The following is a 15,187-nucleotide window of genomic DNA, read 5'->3' on the forward strand; positions in this document are numbered from 1 at the left end:
GAAGGCTTTTCTGGCAGAATTCGTGTTCATGGGTGAGACGACCGTGACGACCCCGGAAGGCCGCGAAGAGGCCCTCCCGCAGTCCGTCACGGCCGCTTCGCGCTCAGGCCCGCTCGGCCGGCTGCGCACCCCGCGGGCCCCACGGCTGTGGTTCGAGATCCTTCTCATCGCGGTCAGTTACTGGACGTACTCGCTGATCCGCAACGCCGTGCCCGAGCAGCGCGGGCAGGCACTGCGCAACGCCGACTGGATCTGGCGGCTGGAGCACCACCTCGGCATCGCCTTCGAGCAGTCCGTCAACCACGCCGTGAACTCGGTGACTTGGCTGATCACCGGCATGAACTACTACTACGCCACGCTGCACTTCATCGTGACCCTGGGCGTGCTGGTCTGGCTGTACCGGCGCCATCCGGGGCGCTACGGCGCGGCCCGGCTGGTCCTGTTCGCCACGACGGCTGTGGCCCTGGTCGGTTACTACCTGTATCCGCTCGCGCCGCCCCGGCTGATGAACGGCAGCCACTTCATCGACACCGTCATGGTCCACCAGACGTGGGGCTCGATGGCCTCCGGCGACCTGAAGCACATGTCGAACCAGTACGCGGCGATGCCGTCGATGCACATCGGCTGGTCCCTGTGGTGCGGCCTGACGATCTTCGCGCTGGCGAGGACGCCGTGGGCGCGCGTCCTGGGCCTGCTCTACCCGGCGGCGACCCTGCTGGTGATCGTGGCCACCGCCAACCACTTCTGGCTGGACGCGGTGGGCGGCGTCCTGTGCCTGGCGTTCGGCTTCACGGTGGCCCGCCTGTGGTACGGCGCCCTTCCGTACGCCCTGCCGCGGCAGCCGGCCCGCGAGGCGGCGCGGGAACCGGCTCCGGCGGCCCGCTAGCCGCCGTAGAACAGCTCCTCGACGACGCCCCGGGCCCGGCGTGTGGTCCGCCGGTAGGCGTCGAGCATGTCCCCGACGTGACCGGGACCGTAGCCGAGGTAGCGTCCGACGGCCGCCAGCTCGCGGCTCTCCGTGGGGAAGGTGTCCCCGGCCCGCCCGCGCACCAGCATGACCGCGTTGCGCACCCGGGTGGCCAGCACCCACGCCTCGTCCAGGATCTCCGCGTCCTCGGCCGGCAGCAGCCCGGCGTCCAGGGCCGCGGCGAGGGCCTGCCGCGTCCGGGTGGTGCGCAGCCCCGCCACCTCCCGGGCATGCCGCATCTGCAGCACCTGCACCGTCCACTCCACGTCGGACAGCCCGCCCGGCCCGAGCTTGGTGTGCAGCTTCGGATCGGCGCCGCGCGGCAGCCGCTCGGACTCCATCCGGGCCTTGAGCCGCCGGATCTCCCGCACCGCGTCCTCGCCGAGCCCGCCCGTCGGATAGCGCAGCGGATCGATCAGCTCGACGAACCGCCGCCCCAGCTCCTCGTCCCCGGCGACCGGCTCGGCCCGCAGCAGCGCGTGCGACTCCCAGGTCAGCGACCAGCGGCGGTAGTACGCCTCGTACGACTTCAGGGTGCGCACCAGCGGCCCGGACTTGCCCTCCGGGCGCAGATCGGCGTCGATCAGCAGCGGCGGGTCGGAGCTGGGGATCTGCAGCAGCCGCCGCATCTCGGAGACGACCTTGTTCGCCGCCGCGCCGGCCTCGCCCTCGTCGACCCCGTCGCGCGGCTCGTGCACGAACAGCACGTCGGCGTCGGAGCCGTAGCCCAGCTCGTGGCCGCCGAAGCGGCCCATGCCGATGACGGCGAACCGGGTCGGCAGCGTGTCGCCCCAGCCCTCGCGGACGACGGCCCGCAGGGTGCCGGCGATGGTGGCGGCCGTGAGATCGGAGACGGCACCCCCGACCCGGTCCACCAGGGCGCCCTGATCGGCCTCCGCGGACTGCGTCTCGGTGCCGTAGGAACCGACGATGTCGGCGGCGGCGGTGCGGAACAGCTCACGGCGGCGCACGCCACGGGCCGCGGTGACGCCCTGCTCGGCGTTCTCGGCGCGCCCCACCGCCGCGAGGATCTCCTGCTCCAGATGACCGCGCGACCTGGGCGCCAGCCCGCCGCCGTCCCCGTCGCCGAGCAGCGCCACCGCCTCCGGCGCCCGCATCAGCAGGTCGGGAGCGAGCCGCCCGGCGGACAGCACCCGCGCCAGGTTCTCGGCGGCCGCGCCCTCGTCCCGCAGCAACCGCAGATACCAGGGCGTCTTGCCCAGCGCGTCCGACACCTTGCGGAAGTTCAGCAGCCCCGCGTCCGGATCGGCGGAGTCCGCGAACCACCCGAGCAGCACCGGCAGCAGCGTCCGCTGGATGGCCGCCTTGCGGGTGACACCGGAGGCCAGCGCCTCCAGGTGCCGCAGCGCGGAGGCCGGATCCGCGTACCCCAGGGCGATCATCCGCTCCCTGGCCGCCTCGGCGCTCAGCCGCGCCTCCCCCGGCGCGAGCTGGGCGACCGCGTCGAGCAGCGGCCGGTAGAACAACTTCTCGTGCAGCCGTCGTACGACCCCGGTGTGCCGTTTCCACTCGCGGGTCAGCTCGGTCACCGGGTCGGTGCGCAGCCCCAGTGACCGCCCGATGCGCCGCAGATCGGCGTCGTCCTCGGGCACCAGATGGGTGCGCCGCAACCGGAACAACTGGATCCGATGCTCCATGGACCGCAGGAAACGGTAGGCGTCGTCGAGCTGCACGGCGTCCACCCGGCCCACGTACCCGCCCGCGGCGAGCGCCTGCAACGCGTCCAGCGTCGTACCGCTGCGCAGGGAGGCGTCGGCGCGCCCGTGCACGAGCTGGAGGAGCTGCACGGCGAACTCGACGTCCCGCAGCCCCCCGGGCCCCAGCTTGAGCTCCCGCTCCACCTCGGCCACCGGGATGTTCTCCACGACCCGCCGCCGCATCTTCTGCACGTCGGCGACGAAGTTCTCCCGCTCGGCCGCCTTCCAGACCAGCGGCTCCAGCGCCTCGATGTACGCCCGCCCCAGCTCGGCGTCACCGGCGACCGGCCGGGCCTTCAGCAGGGCCTGGAACTCCCAGGTCTTGGCCCAGCGCTGGTAGTACGCGAGATGGCTGGCCAGGGTCCGCACCAGCGGGCCGTTGCGTCCCTCGGGCCGCAGGTTGGCGTCGACGGGCCAGATGGACCCCTCGACGGTGGTCTCGGAACAGATCCGCATCAGATGCGAGGCGAGCCGGGCGGCGGCCTTCAGTGCCTTGCCCTCGTCGCCCCCCTCGGCCGCCTCCGCGACGAAGATGACATCGACGTCGGAGACGTAGTTCAGCTCGTGGCCGCCGCACTTGCCCATCGCGATCACCGCGAGCCGGCAGACGGCGGCGTCCTCGGGAGCGGCCGCCTTCGCGAGGGCCAGCGCCGCGCGCAGGGTCGCCGTGGCCAGGTCGGCCAGCTCGGCGGCGACCTCGGCCACGTCCGTCGTCCCGCACACATCACGGGCGGCGATGGACAGCAGGCAGCGACGGTAGGCGACGCGCAGCGAGACGGGGTCGACGGCCTCCTCCAGCCCGGCCTCGAACTCCGCGAGCCCCGGATGCAGGTCGGAGGGCTCGTACGTGACCAGCGCGTGCCAGTCCTTGGGGTGCCGCGCGAGATGCTCGGCCAGCGCCGCGGAGGCACCCAGCACACCGAGCAGCCGGTCCCGCAGCGGCTTGGCCGCTATGACGGTGTCGAGCAGTTCCCGGCGGGCGGTGGCGTCGGGCTGCGCCTCCAGCAGCCGGGCGAGGCCCTGCAGCGCGAGATCGGGATCGGCGGTCCCGCCGAGGGCTTCCAGCAGGACGGGGTCGGTGCGGACGGGGGCGAGATCGGCGCCCTCCAGAAGGCGCTCGGCGCCGGACGGGTCGGTGAAGCCGTGCCGCAGCAGCCGAGAAAAGGTACTGCTCCTGCGCCCGGGCGCCGTCATCTGCGGCCTCCTTGAAGTCCACGTCGTCCTTGGCCAGAGCCTATCCGCACGAACGACCGAGGGCGTGGGCTGCGCGCCCGGCACCGGCCCGTCCCGGCGAGGGACCCGCGGGCGGCTGCGGCAACGTCGTGGCTGGTCGCGCAGTTCCCCGCGCCCCTGGGTGTCCGCGGTCACCGTCCGCCCCGCACCGGCCCCGGAAGGGACGACGGCCCGCACCCGCGTACGGCGGGAAGGGGCCGGGGTGGGGGGTGTCCGCCCGCAGCGGCCGGCACCGGGCAACGGCGCCCCTCGTCGGGAACGGGCGGCCGGACCGAGGACGGACACCCCCCACCCCGGCCCCGACCCACAACGAACCGCAGGCGAGACAGCAACCGACCACGCACCCGCACGGGCCGCCGCAGGCAAAAAAGGGGCGCGGGGAACTGCGCGACCAGCCACAACGCACCGCCACCCGAAACACGACCAGGCGCCGCAGGCAAACGCGACCAGCCACACACACCCGCAGACAAACGACGACCGCTACACCCCCTCCGCCCACAGCGACCGCACATGCCCCAGATGCCGGCTCATCACCGCCTCCGCCGCCCCCGCGTCCCCCGCCAGCATCAGATCCAGAAGCTCCACATGCTCCTCCGCGGACGGCACCAGCAACCCCCGCGCATCAAGAGCCGTCAGCCCGTACAACCGGGACCGCTTGCGCAGGTCGCCCACCGTCTCGACAAGCCGCTCGTTGCCGTGCAGCCCCAGCAGCGCCAGATGAAAACGCCGGTCGGCGTCCAGGTACCCGATCAGATCGTGCTCGCGCGCGCTGGCCACGATCTCCTCGGCCACGGGCCGCAGCGCCTCCAGCTCCTCCCGCCGAGCCGACCGCGTCACCGCCCCCACCGTCGGCACCTCGATCAGCGCCCGCAGCTCGCTGTACTGGTCGAGATCCCGCGCGCTGACCTCGGTCACCCTGAAGCCCTTGTTCCGCACGGGTTCGACCAGCCCCTCCCGGACCAGGTCGAGCATCGCCTCCCGCACGGGAGTCGCCGAGATGCCGAAGTCGGAGGCCAGCGCCGGCGCCGAGTACACCCGCCCCGGCAGCAGCTCCCCGGAGATCAGCGCGGCGCGCAGCGCGTGGGCCACCTGGTCGCGCAGGCGTTCCTGCGCGGTGATGAGGTTGGCTTGCTTCAGGTGGCCACCCATGGTTTCGCCTCCAGGGGCTACAGGGCTAGGGGTAAGGACTGCTGGCTGAGGACTGCTGGCTCAGGACTGAGGACCAGGTACTCGTCCACCGGGCTGACTCAGAGTAGGAAACCCGCCGGGAACGGATCGTCCGGGTCCAGAAAGTACTGCGCCGTGCCCGTGATCCAGGCCCGTCCGGTGACGGTGGGAACGACCGCCGCCAGCCCCCCGACGGTGGTCTCGCCGACGAGCCGCCCGGTGAACCGCGTCCCGATGAACGACTCGTTCACGAAGTCCGCGCCGAGCGCCAGCTCACCGCGCGCGTGCAGCTGCGCCATCCGCGCCGAGGTCCCGGTGCCGCACGGCGAGCGGTCGAACCAGCCGGGGTGGATGGCCATCGCGTGCCGGGAGTGCTTCGCGTCGGAACCGGGCGCGATCAGGTACACGTGCTTGAGCCCGGCGATCTCCGGGTTCTCCGGATGCACGGGCCGGTCCGGGGACGCGTTCACCGCCTCCATGATCGCAAGCCCGGCGGCCAGCAGGTCGTCCTTGCGCCCCCGGTCGAAGGGCAGCCCGAGCGCGGCCGTCGGGACGAACGCGTAGAAGTTCCCGCCATAGGCGAGGTCGTATCCGACGGCGCCGTACCCCGGCACCTCCACCACCCGGTCCAGGCCCACGCAGAAGGCGGGCACATTGGTGAGCGTGACCTCCTCGGCGACGCCGTCCCGCACCCGCACCTCGACCGTGACGAGGCCGGCCGGGGTGTCCAGCCGGACCGTGGTGAACGGCTCCACGGCCGGCACCATTCCGGTCTCCACGAGCACCGTGGCCACCCCGATCGTGCCGTGCCCGCACATCGGCAGCGCGCCCGACACCTCGATGAACAGCACGCCGTGGTCGGCGTCCGGCCGGGTGGGCGGTTGCAGGATCGCGCCGCTCATCGCGGAGTGGCCGCGCGGCTCGTACATCAGCAGGGTGCGGACGTGGTCGAGGTGATCGACCAGGTGGCGGCGGCGCGCAGCCATGGTGTCACCGGGCAGCACACCGACGCCGCCGGTGATCACCCGGGTGGGCATGCCCTCGGTGTGCGAGTCGACGGCGTGGTAGACGTGTCGGGTACGCAACGCGGGTCCTCCAGCGGTCGGTGGGGCAAGGAAAGTCGAGCAACGGACGCGACCGACGCAATGAACCCGGCCGACGCAACGAACGACGAACGCAACGGGCGCGAGGAACGCGACGGAAGCAACACAGGACCGGGCAGCCGTCAGCCGGCCGGCCGTTCGTCGAGCCCCTCGGCGAGGGCCTTCTCGGTGGCGGCGCGGACGGCGGCGGCCTGTTCGCCGGTGAGCGGGGAGCGCGGCGGCCGGGTGGGCCCGCCGGGCCGGCCGGCGATGTCCATGGACGCCTTGATGGCCTGCACGAACTCGGTCCTCGAGTCCCAGCGCAGCAGGGGGTGCAGGGCCCGGTAGAGCGGCAGCGCGAGGTCGAGGTCGCGGTCGACGGCGGCCCGGTGCAGTGCGAGGCAGGCGCCGGGCAGCGCGTTGGGGTAGCCGGCGATCCAGCCGACCGCGCCGGCCAGGACGAGTTCGAGCAGGACGTCGTCGGCGCCGACGAGCAGGTCGAGCCCCGGGGCCAGTTCGGCGATCTCGTAGGCGCGCCGGACGTCGCCGCTGAACTCCTTGACGGCGACGACGTGGCCGTCGGCGTGCAGTTGGGCGAGCAGTGCGGGGGTGAGGTCGACCCTGGTGTCGTAGGGGTTGTTGTAGGCGACGACCGGCAGCCCGGCGCGCGCGACCTCGGCGTAGTGGGCGCGCACGGTGGCCTCGTCGGCGCGGTAGGCGTTGGGCGGCAGCAGCAGGACCGAGCCGCAGCCGGCCTCGGCGGCCTGCTCGGCCCAGCGCCGGGAGGCGGCGCTGCCGTACGCGGACACGCCCGGCATCACGCGGGCGCCGTCGCCGGCCGCCTCGACGGCGACGCGGACGACGCGGGCGCGTTCGTCGTCGGTGAGGGTCTGGTACTCGCCGAGGGAGCCGTTGGGGACCACACCGTCGCAGCCGGCCGCGATCAGGTCGGCGACGTGCAGGCCGTAGGCGTCGTAGTCGACGGAGAGGTCGTCGCGCAGCGGCAGGGTGGTGGCGACCATGACGCCGTGCCAGGGACGGGTACGGGTGTCTGCGACGGTCATGCTTCGGACTCCTCGCTGGGTGAAGGGGGGTGGGCGGGCAGCGCGGCCAGGTGGCGCAGGGGCACGGGGCAGGACAGCGGGCGGCGGTCCGGGGCCGGGACCCCGCCGGCCAGCCGTGCGACGGCGGGCCCGCACATCCGCCCCTGGCACCAGCCCATCCCGGCGCGGGTGAGCAGCTTGACGCTGCGGGCGTCGTGGGCGCCGTACTCGGTGACGGCCGTGCGGATCCGCTCGGCGCTGACCTCCTCGCAGCGGCACACCTCGGTGGTGGGGTCGAGCCAGTCGGCCCAGCCGGGGCCGGGCCGGTGGGCGGCGGCCATCGCGTCGGCGAAGGCGCGCAGCCTGCTCCGGCGCCGGGTGAGCGCGGCGGTGCGGCGGGCGTCGCGCGGGGTGCCGCGCAGGGCGTGGGCGACGGCGTCGGCGGCGATCTCGCCCTCGGTCACCGCCAGTTCGGCCCCGCCCACCCCGCACGACTCCCCCGCGGCCCACACTCCGGGCACGGACGTGGCCTGCGCGGCGTCCACGGCCAGGGCGGGGGCGAGGTCGGGGGTGCTCCGGGTGGCGCAGCCGAGGGCGGTGGCGAGGTCGAGCTGCGGGAGGAGTCCGTGCCCGACGGCGAGCGCGTCGCAGGGGACGACCCGGCCGGTGCCGGGCACGGGCCGCCAGTCGTGGTCGAGCCGGGTCACGGTGACGGCCTCGACGCGGGCCGTGCCGTGGGCGGCGGTGACGGCGTGCCGGGACAGCAGCCGGGTGCCGTGCCGCAGCAGTCCTCCGCCGTACAGGGCGCCTTCGGCGAGCTTGGCCGGGTTGCGCAGCAGGGCGGGCAGGGCGCGGGTGTACGCGGTGTAGTCGGCGGCCTCGACGACGGCGGGGACGCGGGCGCCCGCGGCGGCCAGTGACCCGGCGACGGCGAGCAGCAGGGGGCCGCTGCCGGCGACGACGATCCGCCGGCCGGGCAGGACCAGGTGGGACTTGAGCATCGCCTGCGCCCCGCCCGCTCCGACGACTCCCGGCAACGTCCATCCGGGGAAGGGGAGTTGGCGTTCGTAGGCGCCGGTGGCGAGCAGGACGGCGCGCGCCTCGACAGTGGCGGGCGTCTCGTCGGGTCCGGCGACGGCGTGCAGCCGCCAGTGTGCGCCCGCGCGGACCACGCTCCACACGTGGTGGCGGGGCAGGTGGGTCAGCCGGTCGCCGCGCAGGCGCCGCAGGCGCCCGGTGAAGCCCCGCCAGTCGTGGTGCAGGGCCTGGGGGCGGGCGGCGCGCAGGCCGGGCGCGGGGTGCCGGTGGAACTGCCCGCCGGGCTGCTCCCCCGCGTCCAGCAGGGTGACGCTCAGTCCGAGGCCGGCGGCGCGGACGGCGGCGGCGAGCCCGGCGGGCCCGGCGCCGACGACGGCGAGGTCGGCAGGCCCGACGAGGGCGAGGTCAGCGGTCGGTGCCATGTCCGGTGCCCTCCTGGGTGGTGACGGTGTCCCCCGGGCGTACGGCGACCAGGCAGGCTCGCTGGTTGGGGCGGCCGTTGACGGTGGCGAGGCAGTCGTGGCAGACGCCGATCCCGCAGAACACCCCGCGTGGCGCCCCGGTGCCCCGGGTGGTGCGCCAGGACAGGATGCCGGCGGACCAGAGCGCGGCGGCCAGGCTCTGCCCGGGCAGTGCGGTGAGGGTGCGGCCGTCGAAGGTGAAGGGGTACGGCGGTTCGGGCTGGGCCCGCACCAGGCCGAGCGGGGTGCGCGGCACACGGCTCATGAGGGGGCTCCTGGGGTGGCGTCCGGCTGAGGGAAGCGGTCGGGGCGGAACGGCTCGGCCGGCACGGGCGGTTCGGCGCCGGTGAGCGCCGCGGTGACGAGCAGGCCGGTGGCGGGGGCGAGGCCGATGCCGGCGCCCTCGTGGCCGCAGGCGTGGTGCAGGCCCGGGACGCGGGGGTCGGGTCCGATCGCGGGCAGGTGGTCGGGCAGGTAGGGGCGGAACCCGCAGTAGGTGCGCAGGGCGTGCACGTCGGCGAGGGCGGGGAAGAGGGCGGTGGCCTGGCTCGCCAGACGGCGCAGGGCGTCGGTGGACAGGGTGCGGTCGAAGCCGACGCGTTCGCGGGTGGCGCCGATGAGGACGGTCCCGGCGGGGGTGCCCTCGACGACGGCGGAGGACTGGAGGGCGGCCGAGCCGCTGGCGACGTCGGCGATGTAGTCGGCGGCGTACACCTTGTGGCGGATCAGGCCGGGCGGCAGGGGTTCGGTGACGAGGACGAAGCCTCGGCGCGGCAGCACGGGCAGGTGGGTGCCGGCGAGTTCGGCGACGCGGCCGCCCCAGGGGCCGGCCGCGTTGACGACGGCGGGCGCGTGCAGGTCGCCGCGCGGGGTGCGGACGCCTTGTACGGCGCCGCGGGCGTCGGTGAGGACGGCGGTGACCTCCTCGCCGAGCCGGACGCGGGCGCCCCGGCGGCGGGCGGCGCGCAGCAGGGCGGCGGCGGCCTTGGCGGGCTGGACCTGCGCGTCCTGCGGGTAGTGGAAGCCTCCGGCCAGGCCGGGCGCCAACTTCGGCTCGAGGTCGGGCAGTTGTTCGGCGGGTACCTCGTACGCCGTGACGCCGGCCGCGCGTTGCCCGGCCGCGAAGGCGCGCAGTGCGGTGAGGGCGGTCTCGTCGGGTGCGACGACGAGACCGCCCTTGAGCTCGTGTTCGACGTCGTCCTCGGGTGGGAGGCCGGCGGCGAGTTCGCGCCACAACCGGGTGGAGAGCAGAGCGAGTTCGAGCTCGGGTCCCGCCTCCTTGTCGGAGACGAGGAGATTTCCCTCGCCGGCTCCGGTGGTGCCGCCGGCGACGGGCCCGCGATCGACGACCGCGACGGAGAGGCCGGCACGGGTGGCGTAGTAGGCGCACGCCGCCCCGACCACTCCGGCGCCGACGATCACGGCGTCCAGAGGTGCGCGATTCTTCGTGGGCACATCAGTAATATTTCACATGGCACTGTGCCTCACAAGGGTCCGGCACCTCGATTCGATCAACGGCGCAGCGGTCCTTCGCAGCTGAAGTCCGCGGTTCCGCCCGTGCGGTCCGCCCAGATCGCCACCTCGCCGAAGGCGCAGTTCATGTCGGCGAGGTTGGGCGAGGCGGGCGCGGCCCGGTCGAGCAGGAAGCGGTCCACGGTGGCGGACATGTCCGCGAAGACCCGGTCGGCGCTGCCCGCGTCGGCGAGCCGGGCGGTGATGCGTCCGGTGCAGACGAACCGGGGCATGCCCGGGTCGCCGTTGGCCGTGCAGGCGGGGTCGGTCCAGGTGGCGGCGGCGAAGGAGGCGCGTATCGCGTCGGCCGTGGATTCGCGCAGTCCGGCGTCCGGCGTGTAGGTGGTGTTCGGTACGTACAGGCCGTCGACGTGCGCGATCTGCCGGTCCAGGAAGGCGTCGTAGCCCTGCTGGAGCGCCGTGTCGCGGCCCGTGCGCTCGCGCCAGGCGTCGAAGCCGGCCGGGTCGTCGGCCCGCAGGTGGCGGTACATCTCGCGCAGCAGCGCGGGGTGTTCGCTCCACAGGTACTCGAAGAACGTGCCGGCGTAGTCGTAGAACCGGAAGCCGTCGCCGTCGTACGTGGCGTGCAGGAGCTGCTCGACGCTCATCCGGGGTGTGCCGTTCGCGGTGTCCGCGATGACGCCCTGCACCAGGGACTTGCGCACGGCGACCCCGCCGGCCCGGGTCGAGCCGTCGAAGAACTCCGCGGTGCCCTCGTCCATCGCCGTCGTGCGGTCACCCTGGTACCAGGGGCCCTCGCCGAAGTAACCGGGCACCGCCCAGCGGCCGTTGAGGTAGTGCACGTACTCGTGGCGGAACAGTTCCTCCAGGGTCAGCCGCGAGTCCTGCGGGACGCGCCGCTGGTAGGTGTAGAAGGTCGCGCCGCGCTCGATGTAGATGCCGCCGTTGTTGGTGTCCATGCCGGTGAGGAGCGGGTGGTAGTTCTCGTAGTCGGCACGGGAGGCGTACAGCACGATCGTCAGGACGCCGTTGGTGTCGTCGGCGAGCGGGGCCTGGGTGCCGAGCACGCGCAGGAACTGCGCCTTGACCTGCTTGCTCGCGTAGTAGAGCTGGTCGACGGTGGCGCGGTCGAGGGCGGTGCGGACCTTCAGGGCGCCGTTGTCGTAGGTGTAGGTGTAGGGGAACAGCTGCCGCTCGATGTCGTCCTTGCAGACGGCGTACGGCTTGCAGGCGCCGTAGAAGCCGAGCCAGGAGACGACCTTCGCCCAGGGAGCGCTGCCGCGGCCCCAGGTACCGGTCACGGGGGTGAGCAGGGCGCCGAGGCCGGAGACGGTCTCCTCGCGCAGGGAGGCGACGACGCCGAAGCGCCCGTACTCCGACAGGGCGTCCCGTACGGCCCACTCGTTGGGCGTGCCCTTCAGGTGGGCGTACCCGGCGAACCGGCGGAAGGCGTCCCGGTAGGCGGCGTCGCGGGCGACGACGGTCTGGAAGGCGGTGTCGTGGTTGCCCTCGTAGAGGCCGAGGTAGTTGACGCTGAGCGCGGCGAGCACGGCGCCGCCCCAGGAGGGGTCGGCGTAGGTGTCCGTGTGGTACCGGTCGAGTGTGGCCAGCACCTTGCGGATGAGGCCGGGCTGGGACTGGCGGAGCCCCGGGGCGCTGCCGGTGTAGAGGGCCTCGCGCAGGGTCTCGGCGTTGGTCCGGGTGGCGTCGAAGGTGTGCCGGGCGGTGCCGAACCAGTAGACCGCGCGCCGCATGGCCTCCTGGGTGGGCGGGTCGCTGACGTCGATCTCGTCGCGCGAGAAGTCGTGGTACACGACGGCGTGCAGGTAGGTGAACATCTCCAGCAGATGACTGGAGTCGCGGCCGTCGTGCCCTGCGGCGAGAGCGGTGGCGCGGCGGGCGACGGCTTGGACGTGGGCGTCGTCCATGACGGGCGCGAGCCGGGCGTCCCAGGTCCACAGGATGCTGCGCAGACAGCCGTCGGCGGTGACGGCCGGTTCGGCGAGGAAGTCGGCGAAGCGCTCGGGGTCGAGGCGGGTGACGTCGTCCAGGGTGCAGGCGGTGGCCGCTGCCGCCGACTGCGGCATCCGGCCGGGGCCGGGGACCCGGCCGTCGGCACGGCGGGCGCCGGGTGCCGTCTCGGCGGGGGTGCGGGGCGCCGGAGCGCTGCCGAGGCGGGTCACCTCGTCGTGTGACGGGCCGGCGGGAGCGGCCGGGTGGGAGGTGACCTCGGCGCGTTCGTGCGCCTGAGCGGAGGGGGCGTTGGCCGTGCCGAGCAGGGCCGTGGTGACGGCTGCCGCGAGCAGGGCGGCGCGCAGTGATCTGCGCCGGGGCGGGAACAGGCGTGGCGTGTGGAACACCTGCGGCTCCTCGGTGTGGGGAGTGGCTCAACTTGAGGCGTGCGTCTTGAGGCGTGCGCCTTGAGACGTGCGTCCTGAGGCGTGTGTCTTGAGGCGTGCATGCCACTGCAATGTGAGCTGTAACATAGTAATGTGAAATTGCACTGACAACCCCTCAGGACCCTTGGCTTCAGGCCCCTTTGTGGCCGCGTGCCATGACGGGGGCACATCAGGCGCCTGTCGCACCGGCCGCCGTGGCTCCGTCAGACCAGCGAAAGGCACTGACGAACCACGAGGGAGCACCCCATGGACGCCCGACTGAACCTCTTCGCCAACCCCGTCGCCGGGAAGTTCCTGCGCCATCTCAACTCCGCGGGAAAGGTGGTCACCGACTCCCCCCTGCCCGCCGCCACCCAGGAGCTCGTCAAGATCCGCGCCAGCCAGATCAACGGCTGCGGCGCCTGCACCGACATGCACACCAAGGACGCCGCCCACGCCGGCGAGACCTCCGTCCGCCTCCACATCGTCGCCGCCTGGAGGGAGGCCACGGTCTTCACCGACGCCGAGCGCGCCGCCCTCGAGCTCACCGAGCACGGCACCCGGCTCGCCGACGGTCCCGGCGTCCCCGACGCGGTCTGGGAGAAGGCCGCCGAGCACCACGACGAGGACCAGCTGGCCGCCCTCGTCTCCCTGATCGCCGTGATCAACACCTACAACCGCATGAACGTCCTGGTCCGCCGGCCGGCCGGCGACTACCGGCCCGGCATGTTCGGCTGACCGGCCCGTCGGCGACTCCGCCGGCGCCGCGCATCCCTGGCACGCGGGAAATCGCGCGCCGCGGCGAATGTCACGGCGCGGGGAATCCGGTGGCGCGCGGGGGATCCGGTGGCGCGCGGGGGATCCGGTGGCGCGGCGAATGCGGCGGCGCGGGCATTCCGGTGCGCGGCGAATCCGGTGGCGCTCCCCCCGGTTTTCCGCTTCGGTGGGGGGACCACCAGGAGGAGGAGAACGATGGACTTCACCCTCGAAGTGATCCCGTTGCCCGTGAGCGACATCGACCGGGCCCGCGACTTCTACCGCGACAAGGTCGGATTCCACGTCGACATCGACACGGAGGTCATGCCGGGCATGCGCATCGTGCAGCTGACACCTCCCGGCTCCGGCTGCTCCATCGCCCTCGGCGACAGCATCTGGGAGATGACCAAGGGCCCCCGCCCGGCCCCCGGCTCCTACCAGGGCCTCCAGCTCTGCGTGGCCGACATCGAGGCGGCCCACGCGGAGCTGGTCGAGCGGGGCCTCGAGGTCACCGAGCCGGTCCAGTACGCGCCGGACGACGGGGCGACCTTCATGTACTTCACGGACCCCGACGGCAACGGCTGGGCCGTCCAGGAGTACCGCCGCCGCGCCGGGGAACCCCTGCACCGGGTGCTGGCCCGCCAGGCACAGTCCACCGAACGATCCCCGCAGACCCCGTAGATCAGCACAGACCCCGTAGGCCGCCCGGGAAGGGCCCCGCAGGGCCGGCCGTTCATCCGCTCTTCATCCCCCGGGTTGCCCCACGTGGGCCGCGGGCATATTGGCGTGTGCATGCTCTGTCCGCACCGCCAGCCCGCCCGTCCCCACCCGGAGGTTGATGTGTCCGGCAGTTCCGTGTACCGCCGCGCCCGTACCGCCCTGGCCTCGGCCACGGCCCTCGCCGCAGCCGCGGTCGGCCTGTGGACCGGGCTCGGCGGTGAGACCGCGCACGCCGCGGGCGCCGTTCCCAGCCCGGACCACGTGGTCGTCGTGGTCTTCGAGAACCACGCCTACAGCCAGGTCATCGGCTCCTCCAGCGCCCCGTACCTCAACAACACGCTGAAGGCCGGCGGCGCCAACCTGACCCAGTCCTACGGCGAGACCCACCCGAGCCAGCCCAACTACTTCGCCCTGTTCTCCGGCTCCACCCAGGGCATCACCGACGACAGCTGCTACACCCCGGGCTTCTCCTCCGCCCCCAACCTCGCCTCCGAACTGCTCGGCGCCGGCAAGACCTGGGCCAGCTACAACGAGACGCTGCCCAGCCAGGGCTCGACGACGTGCAGCAGCGGCAGCTACGCCCGCAAGCACAACCCCTGGTTCGGTTTCAGCAACGTGCCCACCTCGTCGGCGAAGACGTTCGCGCAGTTCCCCACCGACTACTCGACGCTGCCCGACGTCTCCTTCGTCGTGCCGAACCTGTGCAGCGACATGCACGACTGCTCGGTGTCCACCGGTGACACCTGGCTGAAGAACAACCTCGGTGCCTACGCCACCTGGGCCAAGACCCACAACAGCCTCCTCGTCGTCACCTTCGACGAGGACAACAAGCTGTCCGGCAACCGCATCCCGACCGTTCTGTACGGCCAGCCCGTCACCCCGGGCTCGTCCTCGTCGACGACGTACAACCACTACAACCTGCTGCGCACGCTGGAGGACCTGAAGGGCCTTTCCTCCCACGCGGGCAACGCGGGCTCCGCCCAGGACATCACCGGCATCTGGGCGTCCTGACGTGTACGTCGCGGACAGCCGCGCCGCAGCCGCGGCGCCGGCGTCCGCGGACGGCGCCGCCCGGCCTCCCCCCGGGCGGCGCGGCGCCGCCGGGGCCCCCCGCCGGCGGGGCCGGCGCGCCGGGAGGGGGCTAAACCGCG

The 15,187-nt window shown here is 73.4% G+C and carries 12 protein-coding genes; 4 read left to right on the forward strand and 8 right to left on the reverse strand.

Going from position 1 to position 15,187, the window contains the following annotated elements; translation table 11 throughout:
- The first annotated feature begins 28 nt into the window (after positions 1 to 28).
- Positions 29 to 886 carry a phosphatase PAP2 family protein gene (locus tag AB0E88_RS30010; protein ID WP_361637075.1) on the forward strand — a complete coding sequence of 286 codons (858 nt, stop codon included), beginning with the start codon at positions 29 to 31 and terminating at the stop codon, positions 884 to 886.
- Here AB0E88_RS30010 and AB0E88_RS30015 read toward each other — a convergent pair.
- The 8 genes from AB0E88_RS30015 to AB0E88_RS30050 form a co-directional block, all read right to left on the reverse strand.
- On the reverse strand, positions 883 to 3,879 hold the full coding sequence (locus AB0E88_RS30015; RefSeq protein WP_361637078.1) for a bifunctional [glutamine synthetase] adenylyltransferase/[glutamine synthetase]-adenylyl-L-tyrosine phosphorylase: 2,997 nt from the start codon (positions 3,877 to 3,879) through the stop codon (positions 883 to 885). The genes AB0E88_RS30010 and AB0E88_RS30015 overlap by 4 nt on opposite strands.
- A 519-nt stretch (positions 3,880 to 4,398) precedes the next feature.
- Entirely contained in the window at positions 4,399 to 5,067 is a 669-nt protein-coding gene (locus AB0E88_RS30020) for a GntR family transcriptional regulator (RefSeq protein ID WP_361637081.1), read from the reverse strand.
- A gap of 98 nt (positions 5,068 to 5,165) precedes the next feature.
- Entirely contained in the window at positions 5,166 to 6,170 is a 1,005-nt protein-coding gene (locus tag AB0E88_RS30025) for a proline racemase family protein (protein ID WP_361637084.1), read from the reverse strand.
- 140 nt (positions 6,171 to 6,310) lie between these two features.
- The gene (locus AB0E88_RS30030; RefSeq protein ID WP_361637087.1) at positions 6,311 to 7,231 is read right to left on the reverse strand and encodes a dihydrodipicolinate synthase family protein; all 921 of its coding nucleotides are present in this window, start codon (positions 7,229 to 7,231) and stop codon (positions 6,311 to 6,313) included.
- Complete coding sequence (locus AB0E88_RS30035; protein ID WP_361637090.1) at positions 7,228 to 8,670, reverse strand: NAD(P)/FAD-dependent oxidoreductase; 1,443 nt, start codon at positions 8,668 to 8,670, stop codon at positions 7,228 to 7,230. Before AB0E88_RS30035 ends, AB0E88_RS30030 begins: the two co-directional genes overlap by 4 nt.
- A complete protein-coding gene (locus AB0E88_RS30040) occupies positions 8,654 to 8,974 on the reverse strand; it encodes a (2Fe-2S)-binding protein (RefSeq protein ID WP_361637093.1) in 321 nt (106 codons plus the stop codon). Before AB0E88_RS30040 ends, AB0E88_RS30035 begins: the two co-directional genes overlap by 17 nt.
- Positions 8,971 to 10,164, reverse strand: coding sequence for an FAD-dependent oxidoreductase (locus AB0E88_RS30045; RefSeq protein WP_361637096.1), 1,194 nt, complete (start codon positions 10,162 to 10,164; stop codon positions 8,971 to 8,973). The genes AB0E88_RS30040 and AB0E88_RS30045 overlap by 4 nt, the downstream gene beginning before the upstream one ends.
- A gap of 56 nt (positions 10,165 to 10,220) precedes the next feature.
- Entirely contained in the window at positions 10,221 to 12,542 is a 2,322-nt protein-coding gene (locus tag AB0E88_RS30050; protein ID WP_361637099.1) for a collagenase, read from the reverse strand.
- Between the two features lie 285 nt (positions 12,543 to 12,827).
- Between AB0E88_RS30050 and AB0E88_RS30055 the strand changes: the two genes are divergently transcribed.
- From AB0E88_RS30055 to AB0E88_RS30065, 3 genes are all read left to right on the forward strand, one after another.
- The gene (locus tag AB0E88_RS30055; RefSeq protein ID WP_361637102.1) at positions 12,828 to 13,298 is read left to right on the forward strand and encodes a carboxymuconolactone decarboxylase family protein; all 471 of its coding nucleotides are present in this window, start codon (positions 12,828 to 12,830) and stop codon (positions 13,296 to 13,298) included.
- A 234-nt stretch (positions 13,299 to 13,532) separates the two neighbouring features.
- Entirely contained in the window at positions 13,533 to 13,997 is a 465-nt protein-coding gene (locus AB0E88_RS30060) for a VOC family protein (RefSeq protein ID WP_361637105.1), read from the forward strand.
- A gap of 159 nt (positions 13,998 to 14,156) precedes the next feature.
- On the forward strand, positions 14,157 to 15,047 hold the full coding sequence (locus AB0E88_RS30065) for an alkaline phosphatase family protein (RefSeq protein WP_361637108.1): 891 nt from the start codon (positions 14,157 to 14,159) through the stop codon (positions 15,045 to 15,047).
- Positions 15,048 to 15,187: the final 140 nt, after the last annotated feature.

The sequence above is a fragment of the Streptomyces sp. NPDC028635 genome, from assembly GCF_040637635.1.
Lineage (GTDB): Bacteria > Actinomycetota > Actinomycetes > Streptomycetales > Streptomycetaceae > Streptomyces.

Excerpts from the sequence above, each read along its gene's own strand:
- AB0E88_RS30010 (WP_361637075.1), top strand. The coding sequence starts at position 29 with ATGGGTGAGACGACCGTGACGACCCCGGAAGGCCGCGAAGAGGCCCTC.
- AB0E88_RS30015 (WP_361637078.1), bottom strand. The coding sequence starts at position 3,879 with ATGACGGCGCCCGGGCGCAGGAGCAGTACCTTTTCTCGGCTGCTGCGG.
- AB0E88_RS30020 (WP_361637081.1), bottom strand. The coding sequence starts at position 5,067 with ATGGGTGGCCACCTGAAGCAAGCCAACCTCATCACCGCGCAGGAACGC.
- AB0E88_RS30030 (WP_361637087.1), bottom strand. The coding sequence starts at position 7,231 with ATGACCGTCGCAGACACCCGTACCCGTCCCTGGCACGGCGTCATGGTC.
- AB0E88_RS30035 (WP_361637090.1), bottom strand. The coding sequence starts at position 8,670 with ATGGCACCGACCGCTGACCTCGCCCTCGTCGGGCCTGCCGACCTCGCC.
- AB0E88_RS30040 (WP_361637093.1), bottom strand. The coding sequence starts at position 8,974 with ATGAGCCGTGTGCCGCGCACCCCGCTCGGCCTGGTGCGGGCCCAGCCC.
- AB0E88_RS30055 (WP_361637102.1), top strand. The coding sequence starts at position 12,828 with ATGGACGCCCGACTGAACCTCTTCGCCAACCCCGTCGCCGGGAAGTTC.
- AB0E88_RS30060 (WP_361637105.1), top strand. The coding sequence starts at position 13,533 with ATGGACTTCACCCTCGAAGTGATCCCGTTGCCCGTGAGCGACATCGAC.